The organism is Streptomyces sp. DH24, from assembly GCF_029813775.1.
Classification (GTDB): Bacteria; Actinomycetota; Actinomycetes; order Streptomycetales; family Streptomycetaceae; genus Streptomyces.
Genome location: NZ_JARVKW010000030.1, coordinates 38525 through 63301, shown reverse-complemented (window position 1 = coordinate 63301; position 24777 = coordinate 38525). Strand labels below are relative to the sequence as shown.

Below are 24777 nucleotides of genomic sequence, written 5' to 3'. Positions count from 1 at the left end.
GGGCGTGCAAATCTGGTCGAGCCCGATTCCCTACCTGACCGGGAGTGAACCCGCATGGGTATGAAGGACCAGTTCCAGGACAAGTCCGAGCAGTTCCAGCAGCAGGCCAAGGAGAGGATGGAGCAGGGCAAGGACCAGCTCCAGAACCGCGGCCGTGGCCGGGACGAGGAGACGGAGCGCTCGCGCCAGGACCAGGAGTCCGAGGAGCGCTTCGACCAGGACTACGAGTCCTGACCTCGCGCTCGGACGTCAGCTCCTGACGTTGCGTATCGCGTACATCGTGTAAAGGGGTGCCCCCTCGCCGGAGGGGGCACCCCTTCGCGTCGCCCCGGGCCCGGCCGGCCTCGGCATGACGGCGTGGTCAATCGGCCGTACGGGGCGGCAGCTTGGGCCGGGAGCGGTCCGGTACGTCGCCGAGGTCCGGAGGGGTCGCGGGCGGCGTCGTCTCCAGCAGTTGCAGCGCCAGCCGCACGGCGTCGTCCAGTTGGGCGTGCCGGCCCTCCGCCCAGTCCAGCGGGGTGCGCAGCGCCTCCAGGTCGGGGGCGACGCCCCGGTTCTCCACCGACCAGCCGTACGCGTCGAACCAGGCCGCGTTCATCGGCACCGTGATGACCGTGCCGTCCCCGAGGCGGTGCCGGCCGGTCATGCCGACCACGCCGCCCCAGGTGCGCTGGCCGACGACCGGGCCGAGCCGCAGCAGCTTGAACGCGGCCGTGATCATGTCGCCGTCGGACGACGTCGCCTCGTCCGCGAGCGCCACCACCGGCCCGCGCGGCGCGTTCGAGGTGTACGACACCGGCTGCGCGTCCCGCGTCAGGTCCCAGCCGAGGATCGTGCGGGTCAGCTTCTCGACGACCAGCTCGCTGATGTGGCCGCCCGCGTTGCCGCGCACGTCGACGATGAGGGCGGGCCGGGAGACCTCCATGCGCAGGTCGCGGTTGAACTGGGCCCAGCCGGAGCCGCCCATGTCCGGGATGTGCAGATAGCCGCACTTGCCGCCGCTCAACTCCCGTACCACCTGGCGGCGTTTGGCCACCCAGTCCTGGTAGCGCAGCGGCCGTTCGTCGGTCAGCGGGACGACCGCGACGCGGCGGGCCGGCCCGGCCTCGCCGTCGGCGGGGGTGAACGTCAGCTCCACGGTCGTCCCGCCCGCGCCCGCCAGCAGCGGGAACGGGCCCGTCACCGGGTCCACCGGGCGCCCGTCGACGTGGGTGAGGACCGCGCCCTCCCGGATGCCGGTGCCGGCCAGCGGTGAACGGGCCTTGGAGTCGGAGGACTCGCCCGGCAGGATCCGCTTCACCACCCAGTTGCCGTCCCGGCACACCAGGTTGGCGCCCAGCAGGCCCTGCCGGCGCCGGTAGTGCGGCGGCCCCTCGTTGCGGCGGGCCGCCGTGACATAGGCGTGCGAGGTGCCCAGTTCGCCCAGCACCTCGCGCAGCAGGTCGGCGAAGTCGTCCGGGGAGGCGACCTGTTCGACCAGCGGACGGTACTGATCGAGCACCGCGCCCCAGTCGATGCCGCACATGTCCGGGTCCCAGAAGTAGGCGCGGGTCAGCCGGCCCGCCTCCGCGTAGGCCTGCCGCCACTCGGCGGCCGGGTCCACCACGTGCAGGATGCGGCGCGTGTCGATCCACACCGTCGAGTCGCCGTCGCCCGGCTCGGTGGACGGCACCGCCCGCAGGTCGCCCTCGTCGACCACGACCAGCCGGCTGCCGTCGCCGCTGACCGCGAACCAGTCCAGGTGCCCGACCAGTTCGGACTTCTTCGCCTTGACGATGCCGAAGTGCTCCAGGGTGGGCCGCCCGCTGGTGTCGTCCGGGTTCGCGAACGTCTCGCCCAGCGCGCCCGAGATCGGCCAGCGCAGCCACACCAGGCCGCCGCCCGCGACCGGGCACAGCGCCGAGTACTTGGAGGCGGCCACCGGGAACGGCGTGACCCGGCTCTCCAGTCCCTCCACCTCGACGGTGACCGCGCTGCCGTCGCCGGGCTCGTCCTCGGCCGGGTCCAGCCCGCCCGCCGCCGGCCGGCCCTCGGGGCTCAGCGCGAACGGTGACGGCGTCGCCGACGACAGCGGCACCAGGTAGGGGCGGCAGCCCAGCGGGAACGACAGGTCGCCGGTGTGCACGTCGTACACCGGGTCGAAGCCGCGCCAGGACAGGAACGCCAGATAGCGGCCGTCCCGCGTGAACACCGGGTTCTCGTCCTCGAACCGCCCGCCCGTCACGTCCACGACGAACCGGTCCTTGATGCGGGCCAGCTTGATCTGCCGCAGCGACCGCCCGATGCCGGGGTGCGACCAGGCCAGCCAGGTCCCGTCGGGGGAGAAGGCGAGGTCCCGCACCGGCCCGTTGATCGACCGGATCAGCTCCGTCACCTCGCCGCCCGAGTCCTCCGTCGCGTCGATCAGCAGCAGCCGTCCGTCGTGCGAGGCGACCGCGAGCCGCTCGCCACGCGGGTCCGCGACCAGCTCCAGCACCCGGCCCAGCTCCCCGGACGCCGGCCGTCGCGGGGCCCGGTCACCGGTGGCCCGCGGCAGTTGGGCGATCTCGACGGCGTCCTCGCCCTCCGCGTCCGTCACGTACGCCACCTGCCCGCTCGCGCCGAGCATCTCCGGCAGCCGCACCCGCACGCCCGGGGTGTCGGTGATGGTGCGCGCCGGGCCGTCCCGGTGGGTGAGCCAGTACAGGCTGCCGCGTACGACGACGGCGCTCGCGCGTCCCGTCTCGTCCACGGAGACGCCGTCCACGTGTTGCGCGGCCGGCACCTGGTACGGCCGCCGCCCGGCCCGCGCCCCGCTGAGCCGCACGTCCAGCCGCCGGGGCGCGGCACCCGGGGCGAGATCGTCGACGATCCACAGCTCACCGGCGCACTGGTACACCACGCGGGTGCCGTCGCTGGAGGCGTTGCGGGCGTAGAAGGCGTCGTGGTCGGTGTGCCGGCGCAGGCCGGTGCCGTCGTACGCGCACGAGTACAGGTTGCCGACGCCCTCGTGGTCGGAGAGGAACGCGATGCGGCCGGCGACGAACATGGGCGCGTCCAGATGGCCTTCGAGACCGGCCAGCAGGCGCTGTCCGTGCAGCCACAGGCGGCCCGTGGCGCCGCCCCGGTAGCGCTTCCAGGCGGCCGGTTCGTGCGGCGGCGTGCCGGTGAGCAGCAGCGTCCTGCGCTCCCCGGCGAGGTCGGCGACCTGGAGGTCGGTGACCGGGCCCCACGGCAGCTTGCGGCCCGGGTCGCCGTCGGGGGCCAGCTTGTAGGCCCAGGTGAAGTGGGAGAACGGCTCGCCGTGCGAGGCGACGGCGAGGATGTCGCCGTCCGGGGTCCAGCCGCAGACCCGGGTGTCGGCGCTGCCCCAGTGGGTGAGCTGCCGGCCGGGACCGCCGTCCACCGGCACCAGGTGGACCTCCGGCACCAGGCTGCGCCAGCTCGTGTACGCGACGCTCCTGCCGTCGGGGGAGAAGCGCGGGTGGCCGAGCTTGGTGCGGTCGACGGTGAGCCGCCAGGCGCGGCCCGGCCCGTCGAGGGGGGCGAGCCAGAGGTCGTCCTCGGCCACGAAGCACACCTGGTCGTCATGGAGGTGCGGCAGGCGCAGATAGCTCACCTTCCCCATGCTTTGCCGCGCGCCGGGGCGCAGCAACTCGTGGGGCGACCGCGGGCCGGCCGGGGGCGGCCCGCGCCCGGTCCTCGCCGTCCTTACACGGTCCTCACACACGTGAGCCAGACCACGTACGAAACGGTTTCGTTTCGATGGGCGCCAGGGCTATATTCGTTCTGTACGACTTGTGTACGAAACCGTCTCGTTCCGGGAGGCATCCGGACGGGACCGAGCGGCGAAGGGGTGAGTGGAGATGGCCGGACTCGCAGCGCCGCGTCGCAGCCGGATCACTCCCGAGCGCGAGGCCGAGCTGTACGAGGCCGTGCTCGACCTGCTCCGCGAGGTCGGCTACGACGCCCTGACCATGGACGCCGTGGCGGCCCGCACCCGGTCCAGCAAGGCGACGCTCTACCGGCAGTGGGGCGGCAAGCCCGAGCTGGTCGCCAGGGCGATCCGGCACAGCAAGCCGGGCCGCGCCGGCGACATCGACACCGGGTCCCTGCGGGGCGACCTGTACGCGCTCGTGACCCGCGAGGACGACTGCGCCATGGAGCGGAACTCCGCGCTGATGCGGGGTCTGGTCATGGCGGTGCACAACAACCCCGACCTGCTCCAGGCGTTCAAGGAACTGCTCATCGAGCCGGAGCTGGACGAGTTCCGCCGCATGCTGCGGCGGGCCGTCGACCGGGGCGAGGTCCCGGCGGACAACCCCGCGCGGGAATTCGTGGTGCACATGATGCTCGGCGCGTTCGCCACGCGCGCGCTGATCGAGGACCGGCCGCCCACGCAGGACTTCCTCACCTCGTACATCGACGCCGTGGTCCTCCCCGCCCTCGGCGTTCCCGCCAAGACCCCTCGCTGACGTCCCCACGTCAGCCACCACCTGACGCCACCGCTCACGTCGTCGGGCCGAACACCCCTGCCCAGAAGAACCCCACGACTGACCGGGAGAAGCCCTCGTGGCCACGTTCCTCTACAAACTCGGCCGACTCGCCTTCCGGCGACGGCACTTCGTCGCCCTGATCTGGGTGGCCCTGCTGACGCTCGCGGGCGCCGGCGCGGCGAGCGCCCCCGCAGCGGGCTCGTCCTCCTTCTCGATCCCCGGCACCGAGGCCCAGAAGGCCTTCGACCTGCTGGAGGAACGCTTCCCCGGCATGAGCGCCGACGGAGCGACCGCGCGCGTCGTCTTCAAGGCGCCCGACGGCGAGAAGATGACCGACGCCGACAACAAGGCGACCGTCCGGAAGGCCGTCGAGGAACTCGGCGCCGGCTCCGAGGTCGCCTCCGTCGCCGACCCCTACCAGGGCCGGGCGGTGAGCAAGGACGGCACGATCGCCTACGCCTCCGTCAGCTACAAGGTCTCCGGCATGGAGCTCCAGGACGCCTCCAAGGAAGCCCTTGAGGAGGCCGCGCAGGACGCGCGTGAGGCCGGGCTCACCGTCGAGATCGGCGGCGACGCGCTCCAGACCGTGCCCGAGACCGGCTCCACGGAGATCATCGGCATCGCGGTCGCCGCGGTCGTCCTCGTCGTCACCTTCGGCTCGCTGGTCGCCGCCGGGCTGCCGCTGCTCACCGCGCTGATCGGCGTCGGCATCGGCGTCTCGACGATCACCGCCCTGGCCAACGCGCTGGACCTGGGCACCACCACCTCGACGCTGGCCATGATGATCGGCCTCGCCGTCGGCATCGACTACGCCCTGTTCATCGTCTCCCGCTACCGGGCCGAACTGGCCGAGGGCCGCGAGCGGGAGGAGGCGGCCGGCCGGGCCGTCGGCACCGCGGGCTCGGCGGTGGTCTTCGCCGGCCTGACCGTCGTCATCGCGCTGGTCGGTCTCGCGGTCGTCAACATCCCGATGCTCACCAAGATGGGCGTCGCCGCCGCCGGGACGGTCGTCATCGCCGTCCTCATCGCGCTGACGATGATCCCGGCGCTGCTGGGCTACGCCGGACGCCGGGTCATGCCGGCCGGCCGCAAGAGCAGGCTGCTGGGCGGCGGCCGGGCGGACAGGGCCGCGGCGAAGGCGGCGCCCGGGGGCGAGCCCGCCGCGCCGGGCGCCGGGGCCGGCCCCGCCAAGCCGAACCTGGGCACCCGCTGGGCCGGATTCGTCGTACGCCGTCCCGTCGCCGTCCTGCTGCTGGGCGTGCTCGGCCTCGGTGCCGCGGCCGTCCCGGCGACCTCCCTGGAGCTGGGTCTGCCCGACGACGGCTCGCAGCCGACGTCCACGACGCAGCGCCGGGCGTACGACCTGCTGTCGGAGGGCTTCGGCGCCGGGTTCAACGGCCCGCTCATGGTCGTGGTGGACGCCAGGGCGAGCGACGACGCGCAGGCGGCCTTCACCGAGGTCTCCGACGAGATCAAGGGTCTGAAGGACGTCGTCACGGTGACCCCGCCCGCCCCGAACAAGGCCGGCGACACGGCGACGATCACCGTCGTGCCCGACGCCAAGCCGTCCTCGGCGACCACCGAGGAACTGGTGCACGCCATCCGTGACGCCGGCACCGGCATCGAGGCCGGCACGGAGGCCGACGTGCTGGTGACCGGCTCGACGGCGATGAACATCGACGTGAGCCAGAAGCTGAACGACGCGCTGCTGCCGTACCTGGCGCTGGTGGTGGGCCTCGCCTTCCTCCTGCTGATCGTGGTCTTCCGCTCGGTCCTGGTCCCGCTGAAGGCGGCCGTCGGCTTCCTGCTCAGCGTGCTCGCCGCGCTCGGCGCCGTCGTCGCGGTCTTCCAGTGGGGCTGGCTCGCCGGCCTGCTGGGCGTCGAGGAGACCGGCCCCGTCATGTCGATGATGCCGATCTTCATGGTCGGCGTGGTCTTCGGCCTCGCGATGGACTACGAGGTGTTCCTCGTGACCCGGATGCGGGAGGCGTACGTCCACGGCGAGAAGCCGAGCCAGGCGGTCGTGACCGGTTTCCAGCACGGGGCGCGGGTCGTCACGGCGGCGGCCGTCATCATGATGGCGGTGTTCGCCGGCTTCATCGGCTCCAGCGAGTCCATGGTCAAGATGATCGGCTTCGGCCTCGCGATCGCGGTGTTCTTCGACGCGTTCGTGGTCCGCATGGCGCTCGTCCCGGCGGTGCTGGCGCTGCTGGGCAAGAAGGCCTGGTGGCTGCCGAAGTGGCTGGACCGCGCCCTGCCCAACGTGGACGTCGAGGGCGAGGGCCTGCGCACCGCCGGGGAGCGCGGGCGCGCGGGCGACGCCGACGAGGACCGCGGCATGGTCCGCGTCTGACGGCACCCGTCAAGACCAGCCGGTGAGGGCCCCGTGGGGACGGGCAGGCCCTCACCGGCTTCCCCTTTTCCGGAGCCGGACCCCGGTCCGTACGGCCCGTTGCCGCACCCCACGGCCACTTGGTAACTCGTTGGCACCGGCTCGCCGGCCGCGGCTACCGTGCCGGGCATGACCACGAGTGACAGGACCGAGACCGCCGCCGCCCACCCCCGCTTCGCCGAGGCCCTCCGGGAGCTGGGGCTCGACGAGGTCAACGGGCGGATCCGGCGGTTTCCCGAGGCGACGCGGACCGCCGCCGAGGCGGCCGCCGCGATCGGATGCGAGCTGAGCCAGATCTGCAAGTCCCTGATCTTCGCGGCGGACGGCGTGCCCGTGCTGGTGCTGATGGACGGCGCCTCACGCGTCGACCTCGGCCTGGTCCGGGAGGCGCTCGGCGCCCAGAACGTCACCCGGGCCGACGCCCGGGCCGTACGCGAGACCACCGGGTACGCCATCGGCGGGGTGCCGCCCTTCGGACACCTGACGAGGACGCGGGTGCTGGCCGACCGCGGGCTGCTGGAGCACGACGTCGTCTGGGCCGCCGCCGGAAATCCGCACGCCGTCTTCCCGATGGACCCCGAGACGCTGGTCGCCCACGCGGGCGGCACTGTGGTGGACGTGCGCGAGCGCACCGCGTGACACCGCTGGTCACCGCGGCCGTCCTGCTCGCGGCGGTGACGCACGCCGGCTGGAACGCCATCGCCCACCGGATCACCGACAAGCTCGTCGGGTTCACGCTGATCTCCGGCGGCGGACTGGTCATCGGGCTGGCGCTGGCGCCGTTCGTGGCGTTCCCGGCGGCCGGGGCGTGGCCGTACCTCCTCGCCTCGGCCGCGATCCACCTGGCGTACTACCTGCTGCTGATGACGTCCTTCCGGCTGGGCGACTTCGGGCAGGCCTATCCGATCGCGCGGGGCACCGCGCCCCTGGTCGTCACGGTGCTGGCCGCCGTGTTCGCGCACGAGGTGCCCGACGGGTGGGCCGCCGCCGGCGTCGTGGTGTCCTGCGCGGGGCTGACCGGCGTCGCCCTGTGGGGGCTGCGCGGACAGCGGCCGGACTGGGCGGCGATCGGGGCGGCGCTGGCGACCGGGCTGACCATCGCCGCGTACACCGTCGTCGACGGACTGGGCGTGCGCGCCTCCGGGTCCTCCCTCGGCTACATCGCCTGGCTCATGGCGGTCCAGGGCTCGCTCGTCCCGGCGTACGCCCTGTGGCGCTGGCGCGGGCGGACCGGTGCCGTGCTGCGGCCGGCCGCCGGGCTGGGGCTGTTCGGCGCCGTGCTGTCCGTCGCCGCGTACGCCCTCGTGCTCTGGGCGCAGACCAGGGCCGAACTCGCGCCGGTCGCCGCGCTGCGCGAGACGTCGATCATCGTGGGCGCGGCGATCGGGGCGGTCTTCTTCAAGGAGCGGTTCGGGGCGCCCAGGATCGCCGCCGCCGCGCTGGTCGTCGTCGGGATCGGGCTGATGCTGCACACCGGCTAGCGGGCGGCCGAGTCCCCCGCGTCGGCAGCCGTGCGTTCGCCTGTCCCGAGGAGCACCCTGGAACTAGGCAATCCGGAGGTGACCGTCATGATGCACACCGCAGTGGGATGGCATGTCGAGCTGGAATTCCAGGAGGACGACCAGCACACGCGCGCCGCCGCCATGGTCCGGCTGCCCGACGGGAGCGAGATACGGGCGCACGGGCACGCCAGCCGGCACAACTCCGACACCAATCAGCCACGGGTCGGGGAGGAGATCGCCGGTGCGAGGGCGCTCAACGAGCTGGCCATGCGGTTGCTGACCAAGGCGCACGACGAGATCGACAGGGCGTCCGGGCGGACGTCCCACCCGATCCACGTGTGAGCCTGCCGCGCACCCCGCCCGGCCTCGCGGCGGGTCCGTCCGGCAGGCTCAGCGTCGTTGCCCGTCCTCGTCGGGCAGCCGTTCGTGGGCGCTGCGGGGCGGCGTCGTCCCGGTCAGGTGCTCCAGCACCTCGACCAGTTCCTGACAGGCCCGCTCCACGGACCGCCTGGTGTTGCGCTGCTCGGTGATCACGGCCGACAGCAGCAGCGCGGTGAGCGCCATGGACCCGTTGAAGGCCTGGAGCTTCATCATCACCTCGACGTCGGTCAGCCCTCTGAAGGGGCCGGCCCGGTCCGTGGCCGCGATCGACGCCATGACGGAGGCGAACAGGGCGCACAGCATGCTGCCCGCGTGCTCGAAGCTCAGGGCTCCCCAGACCAGCAGCGGGAACACCAGGTACAGCAGGCTCACGGGACTGTGCGTCGCCAGCCACACCAGGGCGCCGGTGATGACGGTCAGCGCCACGGCCTGCACCCAGCGCCGGGGCCGTGCGGGGGGCCACCGCACCCGCGTGAGCAGCAGGAGCAGGGGCGTGACGATGACGACGCCCATCGCGTCGCCCACCCACCAGGCCAGCCAGACCGGCCAGAAGCTGTCCGTGTCGAGCTTGCCCGCGTGAATGAGGGCGCCGACGCCGATGGACGCGCTGATCAGCATGCTGGCCAGCGCCGCCAGGAAGACCAGCGCGAGGCCGTCCCGGAGCCGGCTGAGGTCGGTGCGGAAGTCCGCGCGGCGCAGCAGGAACAGGGCGCAGACCGGGCCGGCGGTGTTGCCGAACAGGGTGACGACCACGCCGGGAGTCAGCGACGTGATCGACGTGATCGACATGATCACGAAGAGGGCGCCGAGCACGATGCCGGGCACCGCGCGCAGGCCGAGGACCAGCAGGCAGGCGACGGCCAGTCCGGTGGGCGGCCAGACGGGGGTGACGACGGCGTCCTCGACCGACAACTGCCGCAGCAGGCCCAGCCGCCCCGTCGCGTAGTAGGAGGCCGAGACGGCCAGGGTCTCCAGGGCGAGGACGACCGGCCGCGGCCAAGCTCGAATGCCCGCCACAGCAGTCATCAGACACCGGCGGTGCCGGGACGGCGAGGCGGGAGGGTCCGCGTCCCGCCCTACGGCTGAACCTTTCGCCCGTCGTGCGCCACCACCAGCACGGCGGCGTCGTCCTCGTGTCCGACGCGCTCGGCGTTCTTGATGACGGCGGCGGCCAGCGAGTCCGCCGTCAGACCGGCCACGGCGGCTATGCCGGCCAGGCGCATGACCTGGTCCAGCCCTTCGTCGATGCTCAGGGCGGGGCCCTCGACCACCCCGTCGGTCAGCAGGACGAAGACTCCGCCCGTGGTCAGCCGGTACCGGGTGACCGGGTACGTGATGCCCGCGAGGACGCCCAGGGGCGGGCCCCCCTCGTCGTCGGAGACGCCGGACTTGCCGTCGGCCGTGGCCCACACGCTGGGGGTGTGCCCGGCCCGCGCGCTCTCCAGTACTCCGCTGACCGGGTCGAGGCGCATGAACGTGCAGGTGGCGAAGAGGTCGCCGCCCAGCGATATGAGCAGGTCGTTGGTGCGGGTGAGGAGCTCGCCGGGCTCGCTCGTGACGGAGGCGAGCGCCCGCAGGCCGACGCGGACCTGCCCCATGAAGGCCGCGGCGTCGATGGTGTGGCCCTGGACGTCGCCGACGGAGAGCCCGATGCGGCCGTCGGGCAGCAGGAAGGCGTCGTACCAGTCGCCGCCCACGTTGAGCCCGGAGAAGGCGGGGGAGTACCGCATGGCCAGGTGGAAGCCGGGCACGGTGGGCATCTCGCCGGGGAGCATGCCGCGTTGCAGGGCGATGGCGAGTTCCACCCGGGAGCGCTGCCGCTCCGCCTGCTCGCGCGCCTGGGCCGTCAGCGAACCGAGTCTGGCCAGCAACTCGTCGCCGTCGTCCATCTGACGCCTGCGGGACATCGATTGCTCCGAAGTGATGGGGACCGCCTGAAATAGACCGGTATGGGGCTTTTGTCCGACCGTTCGATCGTAACCGGATCCCGGCCGGCCACCCGGGGCCGCGGGCGGGCCCGGGTCGGCTGCCGGGGCGCCGCTACCGGTCGAGGGACGCCCGCACCGCCCGGACCAGCGCCTGCGCCCGCGGGTCCGCCGTCACGGTCTTGCGGAAGCCGTTGGTGACATAGCCGAAGGCGATGCCCGTCTCCGGGTCGGCGAAGCCGAGGGCGCCGCCGCGGCCCGGGTGCCCGAAGGAGCCGGGGCCGAGGAAGGGGGAGGCGCCGCCGTGCAGCATGTAGCCGAGGCCGAAGCGAGTGTTGACGACGAGGACCCGGTCGGGTCCCGACGACTCCTCGGCACGGGCCAGTGCGAGCGTGGCCGGGTCGAACAGCCGCACCCCGTCGACCTCGCCGATCAGCGCGGCGTAGAAGCGGGCCAGGCCGTCGGCCGTGGCGATGCCGTTCGTCGCGGGCAGGGCCGACGCGCGGTACGCCGGGTCGTTCTGGTCGGGGCACGGCGTGATCGCGGCGAAGGCGCGGCGGGTGAGGGAGTCCGGGTCCTCGTAGGCCTCGGTGACCGCGCGCCGGGGACGGGCGCGCAGCACCCCGGAGGCCGGCTCGGGCGCCTCGGCGCGTCCGACCCGGCCCGCGCGGCCCGCCGCCTCCTCCGCGGCGGGCAGCCCCAGCCACAGGTCCAGGTCCAGCGGCGCGGCGATCTCGGCGGCGATCCACTCGCCGGTGCCCCGGCCGGTCACGCGCCGCACCAGTTCGTCGAGCATCCAGCCGTACGTCAGCGCGTGGTAGCCGTGGTCGGTGCCCGGCTCCCACGCGGGTGCCTGCGCGGCGACCGCCTCCGGGCCGCGCAGCGGGTCCAGCGCCTCGGCGGGCGTGAGCGGCCGGTCGAGCACGGGCAGCCCGGCCCGGTGGTTCAGCACGTGCCGCACCAGGACCCCGTCCTTGCCGTGCGCCTTGAACCGAGGCCAGTACTCGCCGACCGGCGCGTCCAGGTCCAGCTCCCCGCGCTGGTGCAGCAGCAGGAGTACGGCGGCGGCGACGCCCTTCGTCGCGGAGCGCACGACCTGGGCGGTGCCCCGCTGCCACGGCTCGGTGCCGTCGACGTCCCTGGTGCCGCCCCACAGGTCGACGACCCTGCGCCCGTCGCGGTAGACGGCGACGGCCGCGCCCCGGTCCCCGAGCGCCTCGAAGTTCCGCGCGAACGCTTCCCCGACCGGCTCGAAGCCCTCGGCCACTGTGCCGTGCACGTCCACGTCCCGCATCCCTTCCGATGGGCCAACCGCCTGCGACAGTGCGTGGAACACCGCCCGTCCGCCTGCGATTCCTGGGTCCGGCAGCCCGCGTGCGATCGTTATGCCGATGTTGCCGGGGCGTGCGGGGCCAGGACCAACCGTGATCAGCGGGCGCGGCCGGCCGCCGACCCGGCCCGCTCGGCGAGCCGCCACAGCTCCCCGCGCAGCCTCGCCACCTCACCGCCCCCGACGCCGGTCGCCGCGAGCAGCGCGCCCGGCACCCGCGCCGCACGCTCGCGCAGCTCCTCGCCGCGCCCGGTGCACGCGACCAGCACCGAGCGCTCGTCGTGCGCGGCCCGCTCCCGGCGCACCAGACCCGCGCCCTCCAGCCGCTTCAGCAGCGGCGACACCGTGCCGTAGTCGAGGCGCAGCGCGGCGGCCAGGTCCTTCACCGTGGTCTCGCCGCGCTCCCACAGCACCAGCAGCGCCAGGTACTGCGGGTAGGTCAGCCCCAGACCGTCGAGGAGCGGGCGGTACGCGGCCGTCACCGCGCGCTGCGCCGCGTACAGCGCGAAACACAGCTGGTCGTCCAGCAGCAGCGAGCCCTCGTCGCCCCGGATGCCCTCGTCCTCGTCCGTCACGCGCCCATTGTCACGGACCGCGGGTCGAATCCGAACGGCAGCTCCAGCCGGTTGGCGCGCATCAGCTCGTCGTCGGCGAGCAGATCGGCCGTCCGGCCGTCCGCCGCGATCACGCCGTCGCTCAGGATCAGGGAGCGCGGGCACAGCTCCAGGGCGTACGGCAGGTCGTGCGTGACCATGAGCACCGTCACGTCCAGCGAGCGCAGGATGTCGGCCAGTTCGCGCCGGGAGGCCGGGTCGAGGTTGGACGACGGCTCGTCCAGGACGAGGATCTCCGGCTCCATCGCGAGCACGGTCGCCACGGCCACCCGGCGCCGCTGCCCGAACGACAGGTGGTGCGGCGGCCGGTCCTTGAACTGTGCCATCCCGACCTGCGACAGCGCCCGGTCGACGCGCGCCTCCAGCTCCGGGCCCTTCAGCCCGGCCGCCGCCGGTCCGAACGCCACGTCCTCCCGCACGGTCGGCATGAACAACTGGTCGTCGGGGTCCTGGAAGACGATGCCGACCCGGCGCCTGATCTCCGCCATGTGCTGCTTGCCGACCGGCAGCCCGGCGACCTTCACCGTGCCCGTGCCGCCGGTCAGGATGCCGTTGAGGTGCAGCACGAGGGTCGTCTTGCCGGCGCCGTTCGGGCCGAGCAGCGCGACCCGCTCGCCGCGCGCGACGGTGAAGTCCACGCCGAACAGCGCCTGGTGCCCGTCGGGATACGCGAAGGCCAGCGAGGCCACTTCCAGTGAAGGTGTCACAGGACCCATCCCAGCAGACGGACGACGAGGGCGGCCGAGGGCAGGGCGAGGGCGTACGACCACTGCGCCCGGGACGCGGTCACCTCGTCGATCACCGGCATCGAACCGGCGTAGCCGCGGCTGATCATGGCGAGGTGCACGCGCTCGCCGCGTTCGTAGGAGCGGATGAACAGGGCGCCCGCCGACTTCCCGAGGACGCCCCAGTGGCGCGGGCCGCTCGCCTCGAAGCCGCGGGACTCGCGGGCGATGCGCATGCGCCGCATCTCGTCGGCGATGACGTCGCCGTAGCGGATCATGAAGGACGCGATCTGCACGAGCAGCGGGGGCAGCTTGAGGCGTTGCAGGCCCAGGAGCAGTTCGCGCAGTTCGGTGGTGGCGGCCAGCAGGACGGAGGCGGCGACGCCGAGGGTGCCCTTGGCGAGCACGTTCCAGGCGCCCCACAGGCCGTTCACGCTCAGCGACAGCCCGAGGACGCCGACGCGCTCGCCCTCCGCGACGAACGGCATGAGCACCGCGAACGCCACGAACGGCACCTCGATCAGCAGCCGCTTGAGCAGGAAGGCGGCGGGCACGCGCGCCGCGTACGCGACGCCCGCGAGGAGCACGGCGTACAGCCCGAACGCCCACATCGCCTCCCGCGGCGTCGACACCACGATCACCACGAAGGCGAACACCGCGGCCAGTTTGGTGTGCGGCGGCAGCGCGTGCACGGGCGAGTGCCCGTGCCGGTAGAGCTTGTGGGCGTGCCCGGCGCCCATGTCAGAGCCCGGTGTTCGTGGGCGAGGTGTCGGCCGTGCGGCGCCTGCGGACCGCCCAGAACACACCGCTTCCGGCCACGACCGTCACACCCACGCCGATCACGCCCGCCAGGCCGCCGGACAGCCGGGCGTCCTCGACGTCCCTCACGCCGTAGTCCGCGAGCGGCGAGTCGGCGGCGGCGTGCTCCTCGGCGCCCTTGTCGAAGCCCTGGTCGGCGGCGACCTTCTCCAGGCCGTCCGGGTCGGCGGAGGCGTAGAAGCTGACGAATCCGGCGAGGACCAGGGAGGTCACGAGCCCGGCGATCCAGAACGTGCGGCGCGAGGTGCGGGCCGCCACGGGCACCGGCTCGGCGTCCGGCGCGTCCACGAGCTCGCCGTTCACCCGCAGCTTGAGCTTCTGCCGCAGGTCGCGCGCGCCGTGCACGAGGTCCGGGCGCACGGCGACGACGGCGCCCACGGTCAGCGCGGTGATCGCGGCCTCGCCGATGCCGATGAGGACGTGCACGCCGATCATCGCGGTGGCGACCTTGCCGATCGACACGTCGGTGGTGCCGCCGACGGCGTAGATCAGCGTGAAGGCCAGGGCGGAGGCCGGCACGGAGACGAGGGCGGCGACGAAGGAGGCGGCGGTCACCGACCGGCGGCCCCGGGGCAGCACCTTGACCAGGCCGCGGAACAGGGCGTACGCGACGACCGTCGTCACGATGGCCATGTCCGTGATGTTCACGCCGAGCGCGGTCAGACCGCCGTCCGCGAAGAGGATGCCCTGCATCAGCAGGACCACGGAGACGCACAGCACCCCCGTGAAGGGGCCGACGAGGATCGCCGCGAGCGCGCCGCCGAGCAGGTGGCCGCTGGTTCCCGCGGCGACGGGGAAGTTCAGCATCTGCACCGCGAAGATGAACGCCGCCACGAGGCCCGCGAGCGGCGCCGTCCGTTCGTCGAGCTCACGGCGGGCACCGCGCAGGCTCACGGCGACGGCACCGGCGGCGACGAGACCGGTCGCGGCGGAGGTGGGGGCGTCTATGAATCCGTCAGGCACATGCACTGTTCGATGATAGTGGCTTGTTGCGAACCTCTTGCAAGAGCGAGGGCCTTGTCAACGAGCCGCCGTCGAAGCGGTGAGGTGTTCCGCACGGGAAGGCATGATCCGGGAAATATGGGACATTGGGTAAGGGCGGGGTGCAGAGCTTTCCACAGAGGTAGCACAGCGTAAGGGGCCGTCCGATGTCGGTAGTCGAACAGTACGCACGAGCCCACATCGTCACGGACGCCGACGACCGTGTGGACGAGGAGCGCGGCGCCGTCCGCGTGGCGCTGCGCTACGACCCCGAGGAAGACCCCCGCGCCGTCCGTGTGGGGCTGCCGCCCGGACCCGGCTCCCGCGAGTGGACCTTCTCCCGGTCCCTGCTCGAACAGGGGCTGCGCGCCCCCGCGGAGAGCGGCTCGGTACGGGTGTGGCCGTGCGGGCGCGTGCAGGCCGTCGTCGAGTTCCACTCGGCGCAGGGGTGCTCGGTGGTGCAGTTCGAGACGAAGACGCTGCTGCGGTTCCTGCGGCGCACCTACACGGCGGCCGCGGAACCGGCGCACAGCGTGTCCGGCTGAACAGCGTGTCCGGCCGAACAGCCGGCGTCATGTCCCGGGCGGGTTCACGCCCAGGGGCGGCGCCACGGCCGGGCGGCGTCGGCCGTCAGCCGCCCGACGTGAGCCGTTCGCCGTCAGCCGCCCGCCGTTGGCCGCCCGCCGTTGGCCGCCCGCCGTTCGCCGTCAGCCGCCCGCCGTTCGCCGCCCGCAGTCAGCCGCCCGCCTTCAGCAGTGCCGCGACGAGCGGGCCCGCCGTCTCGCCGCCGTGCCCGCCCTGCTGGACGACGCCCGCCGCGGCCAGGTCCCCCCGGTACGCGGTGAACCAGCCGTTCGGCTTCTTCTGGCCGTCGACCTCCGCCGAGCCGGTCTTGGCGGCGCCGCCGCTGATCCCCGCCATCGCCTCAGCGGCCGTGCCGTACGACGCCGTGTACGACATCAGTGCGCGCAGCTGCTTCAGCGTGCCGTCGGACAGTTTGCGCGAGGCCGTGGCGAGTTCGCGGTTGTCGACGTCGGGTGACACCAGGTACGGCTGGCGGAACGTGCCGGACTGCACGGTCGCCGACACCGAGGCCATGTTCAGCGGGTTCATGCGGACCCCGCCCTGGCCGATCAGGGACGCGGCCATCGGCGCCGCCGACTGCACCGGCACCGCTCCGTCGAACGTGGGCACCCCGATCGCCCAGTCGTTGCGCCCCAGGCCGAAGACCTCCTGGGCCTGCTTCGTCAGGTCGTCGTTCTCCAGCTTCGGGGCCTGGCTGATGAAGGCGGTGTTGCAGGAGCGCGCGAAGCTCGCCGTGAACGTGCCGTCCTTGATCTCGAACTTGTCGTCGTTCTGGAACTTCCAGCCGCCGTAGCTGAAGTACTTCGGGCACGGGTGCTTCTTGTCCGCCGACGCCAGGCCCTTCTCGATCAGCAGCGACGACGTGATGACCTTCATCGTCGAGCCGGGCGCCAGGGAGCCCTGGAAGGCGACGTTGAAGCCGTGCGAGGAGTTCGCCACGGCCAGGATCTCGCCCGTCGACGGCCGCACCACGGCCACCGAGGCCCGCTTGCGCTCGGCGACCTCCTTCTCCGCCGCCGCCTGGAGGTCCGGGCTGAGCGTGGTCTTCACCGTGCCCGGCGTGCCCTCGCTCAGTTCCAGCAGCGTCCTGTCGGCCAGTTCGGCGGCCTTGGACGCCTTGCCGCGCTCCACGCGCAGCTCGACGCCCGCCGTGCCGCCGGCGGTCTCGCCGTACTTCTCGCGCAGTCCGTCCAGGACCGTGCCGAGCGAGGGGTACTTCTTGGTGGTCAGTTCGCCGCCGTCCCGGTCGAGCGCCTTCACCGGCGGGGTGCCCGCCTCGCCGGTGACCAGCTTGTCGCCGTCCTTCAGATCGGGGTGGACGACGGAGGCGTGCCAGTCCACGACCGGCCGGTCGTTCTCGGCGCGGACGACGGTGAGCGCGCTGTCGTACCCGAGCGGCTTGCTGGTGTCCTCGTACGACACCGTGCCCTTGACCTTGAACGGGATCTTCGCGCCGGTGGGCCGGCCCACGGTGAACGCCGCGTCCTTCACGCGGGCGTCCTTGGCGAACGAGGTGAGCATCGCGCCGGCCGCCGCGGGGTCGTCGGTGGCGCCGGCCGCCTCGGTCACCCTGCCGTCCTGCCAGGCGGTGAGGAAACGCTGAGCGGCGGTGGTGACCTCCTGCGTCGACAGCGGGCCCGGCTTGAACGTCCTGACCACCGTCTGCTCGCCGTCCGCCGCCCACACCGCGTAGCCGCCGGCTCCCGCGCCGACGACCACCACCGCGATGGCACCCCCGAGCACGGCCGGCCGCCTCAGGTACTGCCTGTACCGCGAGGACCGCCGCTCGGCGACGCGTCTTCTGTTGCCCACTGCTGTCCGTCCTTCGTACGACCCCTGGTGCCCGCCTGGTGCCCGCTGCCCGTCGGCCCAGCCGTCCAACGACGGCGACCACCCTAGGGCCTGTCGTCACATTCCCGCCTGTCGCGCGGGGTCCCGCCCGCGTCGCCGTGGGCGGGACGGCGGGCGCCCGGCGCGACGGCCCGTTGACCGCGCTGCCGATCAGCCGCCCGCCGCCAGGACGGCGCGCACGATCGGGCCCGCCGCGTCGCCGCCGTGGCCGCCCTTCTCGGACATCGCCGCCGCCGCGACGTCGCCGCGGAAGCCGGTGAACCAGCTGTTGGGAGCCTCCTGCCCGTCGACCTCGGCGGAGCCGGTCTTGGCGCCGATGTCACCGCCGAGACCCGACATGATCCCGGCGGCCGTGCCCTGCGTGGCGGTGAGCCGCATCATCTGCTTCAGCTGGGCCGCGGTGCCGCCCGGCAGGCCCTTGGCGGTGGCGAGGCGGCGGCCGTCGAGGTCGGGCGACACCAGATAGGGCTGGCGGAAGGCGCCGGTGATGGCGGTCGCCGTCACGGACGCCATGTTCAGCGGGCTCATCTGGACCTGGCCCTGGCCGATGGCGTTCGCGGCGCGGTCGGGGCCGCCGGACGCCGGGACGCGGCCGTCGAAGGACGCGATGCCGGTCTGCCAGTCGTCGCGGCCGAGCCCGAAGCGCTCCTCGGCCTCGGCCGTGAGGGAGGCGTCGGTGAGCGGCTTCTCGTCGACCAGCTTGACGAAGGCGGTGTTGCAGGACCGCAGGAAGCTGTTGGCGAGGGTCGCGTTCCCGTTGGGCGGCATGCCCGTGAGGTTCTCGAAGGTCTGGCTCTGCCAGGTCGCCCTGTCGGGGCAGGGCGCCGGGCCGTTCATCGAGGTCACGCCGTTGTCGATGAGCATCGCGGCGGTGATGATCTTCATGGTGGAGCCGGGCGCGACCTGGCCCTGGAACGCCGCGTTGAAGCCGTCCCCGCGGTGGTTCGCGACGGCCAGGACCTCGCCGGTGCTGGGCTTGACGGCCACCACGGACGAGTCGTCGTGGCCGCGCACCGCCTTCTCGGCCGCCGCCTGCACGCGCGCGCTGATCGTCGTGCGCAGCCTGCCGGGCTCACCCTCGGCGAGGGTCAGCAGCGGAGTGTCCGGGGTGCCGTCGGCGGCGTGCCGGACCGCCAGCTCGACGGCGGGCTCGCCGCCCGCCTTGTCGCCGTACCGGGCGCGCAGCTGGTCGAGGACGGGGCCGAGCGACGGGTACTTCTCCTTCGTCAGCACGGCGCCCGCCCGGTCGACGGCCTCGATCGGCGGATCGGCCGACTCCTCCGTCACGAGCGTGTCGCCCTCCTTCAGCTCCGGATGGACGACGGACGGCTCCCAGTCGACCAGCGCCCGCCCCGTGGTGACCCCGCGCACGACGGTCAGCTCGCTGCGGTACGACAGCGGCTCGGACGTGCCGCCGTGGGACACCTTGGCCTTCACCGTGAACGGCACGGTCGTCCCGCTCACCTTGCCCGGCGTGATCCGTACGCCGGTGATGCGCGCGTCCTCGCCGAAGGCGGTGAGCAGCGGTTCGGCGGCGCCGTCGTTGTTCGTGTAGGACGCGGCGGTCACCGCGTCGCCGTTCTCCCAGGCCGTGAAGAACTTCTCGGTCGTCTCCCCGACCTCGTCCGGGCCCGGCGTCCCGGACTTCGCCGACGCGGTCCTCGCGCCGCCGCCACCGCCATCGCCGCTCAGCGCGGTCACGATGTTGTACGTGCCGTACCCGGCGCCGCCCACCATCACCGCGAGCACCCCGCCGACCAGACCGGTCCTGACCCCCCTGCGCATGACGCGCTCCCCCCGTCGCCCCTCCCCCACGCCTTCTTGAACACGTTCAGAAAGGCGCCCTTGTGAGCACTCTAGGCACAAGGAGCGCCGGAACGGGGTACGTGCCCCCGACATTGACCGAACAGAGACCGCTTTCCGGCCGAACCCCGCGGCACGTCCCGACGGGCGCCGTCAGACCCAGGTGTCCAGCCACATCCGCGCCCGCCAGTCGTCGATCGGGATGGCCTGGCCCGTGTAGAGGGGCCAGAAGTAGATGAAGTCTGCGCGATCCGGCCCCGTGGGGCCCCGACCAGGGCGTTTTCCTCTGGCCGGGACCGTCTCAGGCGGCTTGGGCCGTCTCTGGGCCGTGATCTTGAGGATTCGACCCCAGATAGAGGCTGTCGACCGCCTTCCGGGTGCGGCCCTCGCTGCTCGGCATGAGGTGCGTGTAGGTCCGTAGCGTGAACCCCGGGTCGGCGTGACCGAGGTACGAACTCAGGGCCCGGATGCTCTCGCCGGCGTCCAGCAGGACGGACGCGTAGAAGTGCCTGAGCGCGTGCATCCCGTGCTCGCGAGCCGACGCATAGCGCTCACCCGCCTTCGCTTCGGGGATGATGCCGGCGGCGGCCAGAGCGGGCTTCCAATGGTGATCGTTGAAGACGCTCACGCGTACGTGGTTGCCCTCGACTCCACTGAAGATGAGCCGCTTGGTCACGAGAGGGCCGTCCGGCGTACGCCAAGGAAGCGTCACGTCGATCGGTTCGCATTTCTTGGAGTGGTCCCGGAGCACGGTCGCCACAGCCTTGGGAAGCGGCACGTCCCGGACCTTGCCGCCTTTGGGCAGAGCGAAAACGTACTTGCCCCGAATCCGCTTGAGCTGGTGGCCCACGGCCAGCCATCCGCTCTCGAAGTCGAGTTCGTCAATGGCCAAACCGAAGATCTCGCCCTGCCGCAGCCCACAGCCTGCTCCGACATCCACGGCGGCCTGGTAGCGGCGGGGTAGGGCGGCGCGCACTCCGAAGACCTGCTCTGTCGTCCACGGGACGACCCGCGGTTTGCCGAGTTTGGGGAGCTGCACCGTGCGGGCGCGGCAGGGGTTCTTGCTGAGTAGCCCATCGTCCACCGCCGCGCTCAGTGCAGCGGAAACGGTGCCCACGATGATGCGTCGGTGCGATTCCGCCGGCACTGTGGCTTCGAGGGCGGCGATCCAGGCGCGGATGTGCTCGGGCTTGAAGGAGCCGAGCGGGCGCGAACCGATGTGAGGGTAGGCGTGCAGCCGGAGCCGACGCTCCGCGGCCTCACGGCTGTTGATCTCGCCGGTGTGCGTCTGCACCCAGCGTTCCGCGTACTGCCGGAACGTCGTCCGGGACGCTCGGGGGTCGACATACTGACCGCGGGACATGTCCGCCTCGACGTGCGCGAGCCACTGCTTGGCGAGCCGCAGTTCCTTGTCCCGGAACGACTTGCTCTTCTCGGTGCCGTCCGGGCCGACGTACCGGGCGCGGTAGCGCAGACCCGTTCCGTGCCGCGCGGTCTTGACCTTGACGGGCTTCCCGTCCGGGCTGCTGACGGTCTTGAACCATCGGTCTTGGATGTGGCCAGCCATGTAGGCGCGATCCCTCCTGAGTATGGGAAGGGGAGGGCCACGGATTGGCCCTCCCTGGTGCGGTCTTGCGCGTGTTAAGCGGCGTTGACGTCTGCGTTCTTGCGATTGGTCACGTAGGCGCGTACGTCGGCGGGGTCGTAGCGGAGGTGCTTGCCGATGCGGAAGCCGGGCGGGCCGGTCCGCTTCTTGCGCCACTGGTAGACGGTTTCGATGGGCACCTCGAACAGCTCGGCGATGTCGTCGGGGGTGAGGTACCGGTCCGGGAGTCCCCTGCGGAGGGTGGCGCGGGGGTCGTCTTGGACGGAGGCGGGGGCGCTCACTTGGTCCTCCACGAGTTGGAAATACATTGCTCTGAGTCGCGACTCATCGGCACTCAGCGGCTCTCAGAGGGGCCTTGAGACGCGATGAGTCGCGACTCAGGCAAATGTGGTTCGGACATGTTCAGCGTGATGCCGGTGTAGGTGACCACCTGCCGGCCGTCCGCGTCGCGGGGGCGGGAGCGGCTGAGCTGGGGGACTACGGACAGGAGGTTGCGGCCGAACACCTGCTTCGTGCCTGGGCGGACGCCGTTGTCTTCGGCCCACTCCCGCCAGACGGCCCACAACGCCTCCACGGGCACGCTGCACGTGGGTCCGGTCGTGCAGCGCTCGCGGATGAACGCGCTGGTGGGTGAGGCGGTGTCCTGCATGGTGGTGACCGCTTCGCGGCTGGAGGCCGGTTCAGTGATCCTCCGGGTGCGCTGGAGGCGGGCGAGTCCTTCCAGTGCCCAGTTGAGGATGCCGGGCATTTCGGCGGTGAGCCGGTCGAAGAGGGTGGGGTCTTCCTTGCCCAGCCACGACACCCGCATGTTGAGCAGCACGAAGCGGCGGGCGATGACGCCGGAGGAGTCGCCGAAGTGCGGCAGCTCGTTGGAAAGGATCACCAGTCGGGTGGGTAGCTTGCCGGTCCACACCGCGCGGTACTTGCGGTCGATGTCGATGGTGTCCTCGCCGGAGATGGTCAGCAGTCGTTCCACGACCTGGCTGTTGTCGTTGCCGGACAGGCGGGCATCCGAGATGACCGCGAGCGGCTTGCCGATCAGGGTGGACAGGCCGAAGTTCGTGCCCAGTCCGGCCAGGGTGGGGCCGGCCAGGTTCTCCCTGCCGACCAGCTCTTTGAGGACGCGGGCGATGGTGCCCTTGCCGGAGCGGGATGGCCCGACGATGAGCAGGATCTTCTGTTGATCGGTGCGGCCTGAGAGGACGTAGCCGAACCACTCCTGAAGTGCGGCGACGGCGTCCGGATCGTCCGGCCAGATCTGCGCCAGGAAGCGTTCCCATGTCGGAGCCGTCGCGGCGGGGTCGTAGGCGAACGGGACGGAGACGAGGTTGAAGAACCCGGGCCCATGCGGGAGCAGCGTGCGGTCCCGAATCCGCAACAGTCCGTTGTCACAGGCCACGATCGGCCCGTCGTCCGGCTCGCCCCTGCCGTCGATCCAGGTGGGGGCGTCGGTGTCGGTGGGCAGCAGGGTGATGGCTCCGAGCGCGTCGAGAAGGTTGCTGATCTTCTGTTTCGTCGGTGCCCAGTCGCGTTCCTCGGTCTGTCCGTCCTTGCCGGGGGCCTGGTAGACGGCGTGTTCGAGGCGGGCGTACATGCTCGCGCGCATCTGGTCTTCGTCCAGCTCGCGCCAGCAGGTTCCGGTCCAGCGCATCCACGATGCCCGCCAGCGTCGGCAGACGAGGTGTCCGTCTTCGGTCTGCCAGTCGGGCAGGAGGCGGCGGGCGACGGCCAGGGGGTTGGACGGCGGCGGCAGTTCCTCGGTCTCGGTCGTGGGGTTGGTCATGCCGCGTGCCTCCCTTCCTGGGGGTTGCGGAGCGGGCAGTTGTCGCGGTGGGCGGTGTGGTCGGTGATCAGCGCGAGGACCCGCTTGCGGCCGGCGGCGCTGCGGTGCCAGCCGCACAGGCACGTCGATGTCGCGCTCCGAGTGGCCCCGTGCGGTGCGCGGATGTGCAGCCACGCGACGGGGTAACGGCCGTCTCCCGCCTGCGAGTCAGGGCGAAGAGTAGAAAGGACGCCCTTACGGGCGACGCCCTTCGGCTCGCCTACGGCGGCCTGTGGTGCGGCCTGCACGGCGCCCTGTGGGCCGTTTGCTGGGTTATCCGATGGTTTGGTCATGCCGCACGCTCCGGGGCCCTCTCAAGGCCGTTGGCGACGGCGCGGCGGGCGTAGGGCTCGGGGACGCCGACGAAGACGGCGGCGGCCACGATCTCTTCCCCGATCGCGTCCAGCCCGCACGGGCCGGGGCACTGCGTGTGCTGGGCGGCGAGGAACCGCGCCACCCCGAACGCCTGTGACCCTGCGCCCGATTCGGTGCGAGCGCGTACGAGGGCGAGGCCGCGTTCCAGGCCGGTGCGGACATAGCGCTCGGTGTGGCGGCATCCGGTGGCAACGCTGCGGTCCCAGGCGGTGCGCGCGGAGACGGAAGACACCACCATCCGCCGGGGCGGGGTGGTGTCTTCCATCCCCACCAGGGCGCGCACGGCGGGCGGCAGGTCGGTCATGCGGCCGGTGCCGGGTCCGAGCCAGCGGGCGTACTGCATGTGTGACTTGATGTCCACACCGGGCCGGACCGCGTTGGCTGACCGCATGGCGCCCTGGTAGATCCAGTGTTCGCCGCGAGTCGTCGGCACGGTCCGGGTGGCGGGCAGTGTGGCACGGGCCCAGGCGATGGCTTGCGCGTCGTCCAGGTCCACCACGGTCAGACCGGCGCCGCCAGGGTGGTATGCGAGGGCGACGGCCCGCCGCCATGCGGTCGTCCAGGCCGGGGAGGTGAGGACGGCCGGGTCGGTGGTGGCGGCGGCCCATCCGTGGCATGGGGCCGGGCAGCAGCAGGGCCCCGGTGTCTTCATGTTCGGCCGGCCGCCGCACGCGTTGTCGGCACACGAGGGGCAGTTGCCAAACGGCACTTTGCCCCGCCGCAGGGGCATCACCGGCACCCCGGACGCTGTCAGGCTCAGCGCGGTGGGCAGGGGATTGGAGGTCGCACTCATGCCGCCACCTCCAGGGCGGGGGCGTGGGCGGCGAGGTAGGCGCGGCCGATGTGCTCGGTGTAGGCCGGGGGGATGGCCTCGGTCAGTTCCTCGCGCACGTCGGTCCAGTCGATGCCCATCGCCGCTTGCAGCTCCGGGACGGTCGGTTTGCCGCCGCCGTTGCCGTACGCGGCGACGTAGGGGCCGTCGTAGTACCGGCCGTGCCGGTAGCCGCGCACGCGGCCCCGGTGCGGGCGGTGCGCCGGCCGGGCGATGGTCCAGCCGCCCAACTCGAAGTTGCGGTGCCGGATGACCCCGAGGCCGAACATCTCGCCGCGCAGGGTGAGGTCCTTGCGGATCTTCGCGCGGCCGTTGGGCTGCTCGATGACGTAGGGCAGGCCGGTGGCGTCCAGCAGCTCGCGCGTGGGTGCCACGAGGTCGACGTGCGTGCCTCCCCAGCCCTGTGAGGCGTTCGTGCCCACCGTGAGCGCGCATCCGTGCTGGCAGGGCGGGGAGGCGTGCACGAACGCGTACCGACGGATCCCGCCCGTGGCGATCAGGTCGGCGAGGTAGGCCAGCGCGTCGCCGTGGTGGCGGGGGAAGGGGTAGTTGGGCCGGTCGACGATGTCGCAGCCGTCAACGGCGAATCCGGCGCGTGCGTAGCCGGTCCCGGCGCCGCCGGCGCAGCAGAAGAGATCCAACAGGCGCGGCCGGTGACCGGGCACTCGCCGGATGAGGGCGGGTTGCGTCATGCTGGGGAACCTCCACAGGTCAGTTGGATGGCAGGTGGACAAGAGCGGCCCGAGGCTTTGGCGAGAC

Annotated in this window: 22 protein-coding genes; 7 read left to right on the top strand and 15 right to left on the bottom strand. The window is 72.4% G+C overall.

All coding sequences use genetic code 11. The features are described 5' to 3' along the window. The first annotated feature begins 54 nt into the window (after positions 1-54). Positions 55-234 (top strand): hypothetical protein, encoded by a 180-nt coding sequence (locus tag QC282_RS23040; protein WP_279551444.1) that lies wholly within the window; start codon positions 55-57, stop codon positions 232-234. 127 nt (positions 235-361) lie between these two features. Here QC282_RS23040 and QC282_RS23035 read toward each other — a convergent pair whose 3' ends face one another. Then, the gene (locus QC282_RS23035; protein WP_279551443.1) at positions 362-3598 is read right to left on the bottom strand and encodes a S41 family peptidase; all 3237 of its coding nucleotides are present in this window, start codon (positions 3596-3598) and stop codon (positions 362-364) included. A gap of 247 nt (positions 3599-3845) precedes the next feature. Here QC282_RS23035 and QC282_RS23030 point away from each other — a divergent pair, with 247 nt between their 5' ends. The 5 genes from QC282_RS23030 (at position 3846) to QC282_RS23010 (ending at position 8711) form a co-directional block, all read left to right on the top strand. Continuing rightward, complete coding sequence (locus QC282_RS23030; protein WP_279551442.1) at positions 3846-4454, top strand: TetR/AcrR family transcriptional regulator; 609 nt, start codon at positions 3846-3848, stop codon at positions 4452-4454. A gap of 97 nt (positions 4455-4551) precedes the next feature. Next, a complete protein-coding gene (locus tag QC282_RS23025; RefSeq protein WP_279551441.1) occupies positions 4552-6828 on the top strand; it encodes an MMPL family transporter in 2277 nt (758 codons plus the stop codon). Between the two features lie 168 nt (positions 6829-6996). Next, a complete protein-coding gene (locus QC282_RS23020; RefSeq protein WP_279551440.1) occupies positions 6997-7506 on the top strand; it encodes a YbaK/EbsC family protein in 510 nt (169 codons plus the stop codon). After that, the gene (locus QC282_RS23015; RefSeq protein ID WP_279551439.1) at positions 7503-8348 is read left to right on the top strand and encodes an EamA family transporter; all 846 of its coding nucleotides are present in this window, start codon (positions 7503-7505) and stop codon (positions 8346-8348) included. The genes QC282_RS23020 and QC282_RS23015 overlap by 4 nt, the downstream gene beginning before the upstream one ends. A gap of 87 nt (positions 8349-8435) precedes the next feature. Further along, on the top strand, positions 8436-8711 hold the full coding sequence (locus QC282_RS23010) for a DUF1876 domain-containing protein (protein ID WP_279551438.1): 276 nt from the start codon (positions 8436-8438) through the stop codon (positions 8709-8711). 48 nt (positions 8712-8759) lie between these two features. On the opposite strand, the gene QC282_RS23005 is transcribed toward QC282_RS23010, so the two are convergent. The 7 genes from QC282_RS23005 to QC282_RS22975 form a co-directional block, all read right to left on the bottom strand. Continuing rightward, on the bottom strand, positions 8760-9776 hold the full coding sequence (locus QC282_RS23005) for an MASE1 domain-containing protein (protein WP_279551437.1): 1017 nt from the start codon (positions 9774-9776) through the stop codon (positions 8760-8762). 50 nt (positions 9777-9826) lie between these two features. Further along, a complete protein-coding gene (locus QC282_RS23000) occupies positions 9827-10657 on the bottom strand; it encodes a PP2C family protein-serine/threonine phosphatase (protein ID WP_279551436.1) in 831 nt (276 codons plus the stop codon). A 133-nt stretch (positions 10658-10790) separates the two neighbouring features. Then, on the bottom strand, positions 10791-11960 hold the full coding sequence (locus QC282_RS22995) for a serine hydrolase (protein WP_279551435.1): 1170 nt from the start codon (positions 11958-11960) through the stop codon (positions 10791-10793). 143 nt (positions 11961-12103) lie between these two features. Further along, a complete protein-coding gene (locus QC282_RS22990) occupies positions 12104-12580 on the bottom strand; it encodes a MarR family transcriptional regulator (RefSeq protein ID WP_279551434.1) in 477 nt (158 codons plus the stop codon). After that, positions 12577-13335 (bottom strand): ABC transporter ATP-binding protein, encoded by a 759-nt coding sequence (locus tag QC282_RS22985; RefSeq protein WP_279551433.1) that lies wholly within the window; start codon positions 13333-13335, stop codon positions 12577-12579. Before QC282_RS22985 ends, QC282_RS22990 begins: the two co-directional genes overlap by 4 nt. Then, positions 13323-14084 carry a cobalt ECF transporter T component CbiQ gene (gene cbiQ / locus QC282_RS22980; protein ID WP_279551432.1) on the bottom strand — a complete coding sequence of 254 codons (762 nt, stop codon included), beginning with the start codon at positions 14082-14084 and terminating at the stop codon, positions 13323-13325. Before cbiQ ends, QC282_RS22985 begins: the two co-directional genes overlap by 13 nt. A gap of 1 nt (position 14085) precedes the next feature. Beyond that, positions 14086-15132, bottom strand: coding sequence for an energy-coupling factor ABC transporter permease (locus QC282_RS22975; RefSeq protein ID WP_279551431.1), 1047 nt, complete (start codon positions 15130-15132; stop codon positions 14086-14088). 179 nt (positions 15133-15311) lie between these two features. Here QC282_RS22975 and QC282_RS22970 point away from each other — a divergent pair, with 179 nt between their 5' ends. Next, positions 15312-15689 (top strand): SsgA family sporulation/cell division regulator, encoded by a 378-nt coding sequence (locus QC282_RS22970; RefSeq protein WP_279551430.1) that lies wholly within the window; start codon positions 15312-15314, stop codon positions 15687-15689. A 190-nt stretch (positions 15690-15879) separates the two neighbouring features. On the opposite strand, the gene QC282_RS22965 is transcribed toward QC282_RS22970, so the two are convergent. The 7 genes from QC282_RS22965 to QC282_RS22935 all read right to left on the bottom strand — a co-directional run bounded on the left by QC282_RS22965 (position 15880) and on the right by QC282_RS22935 (position 24710). After that, on the bottom strand, positions 15880-17541 hold the full coding sequence (locus tag QC282_RS22965; RefSeq protein WP_279551429.1) for a penicillin-binding transpeptidase domain-containing protein: 1662 nt from the start codon (positions 17539-17541) through the stop codon (positions 15880-15882). 189 nt (positions 17542-17730) lie between these two features. Next, the gene (locus QC282_RS22960; protein ID WP_279551428.1) at positions 17731-19365 is read right to left on the bottom strand and encodes a penicillin-binding transpeptidase domain-containing protein; all 1635 of its coding nucleotides are present in this window, start codon (positions 19363-19365) and stop codon (positions 17731-17733) included. A 319-nt stretch (positions 19366-19684) separates the two neighbouring features. After that, entirely contained in the window at positions 19685-20950 is a 1266-nt protein-coding gene (locus tag QC282_RS22955) for a site-specific integrase (protein WP_279551427.1), read from the bottom strand. A gap of 74 nt (positions 20951-21024) precedes the next feature. Beyond that, on the bottom strand, positions 21025-21297 hold the full coding sequence (locus QC282_RS22950; RefSeq protein ID WP_279551426.1) for a helix-turn-helix domain-containing protein: 273 nt from the start codon (positions 21295-21297) through the stop codon (positions 21025-21027). Positions 21298-21323: 26 nt separating this feature from the next. Beyond that, positions 21324-22772 carry a phage/plasmid primase, P4 family gene (locus tag QC282_RS22945; protein WP_279551425.1) on the bottom strand — a complete coding sequence of 483 codons (1449 nt, stop codon included), beginning with the start codon at positions 22770-22772 and terminating at the stop codon, positions 21324-21326. A 328-nt stretch (positions 22773-23100) separates the two neighbouring features. Further along, positions 23101-23979 carry a DNA primase gene (locus QC282_RS22940; RefSeq protein ID WP_279551424.1) on the bottom strand — a complete coding sequence of 293 codons (879 nt, stop codon included), beginning with the start codon at positions 23977-23979 and terminating at the stop codon, positions 23101-23103. Next, entirely contained in the window at positions 23976-24710 is a 735-nt protein-coding gene (locus QC282_RS22935; protein WP_279551423.1) for a DNA methylase, read from the bottom strand. Before QC282_RS22935 ends, QC282_RS22940 begins: the two co-directional genes overlap by 4 nt. Between the last annotated feature and the right edge of the window lie 67 nt (positions 24711-24777).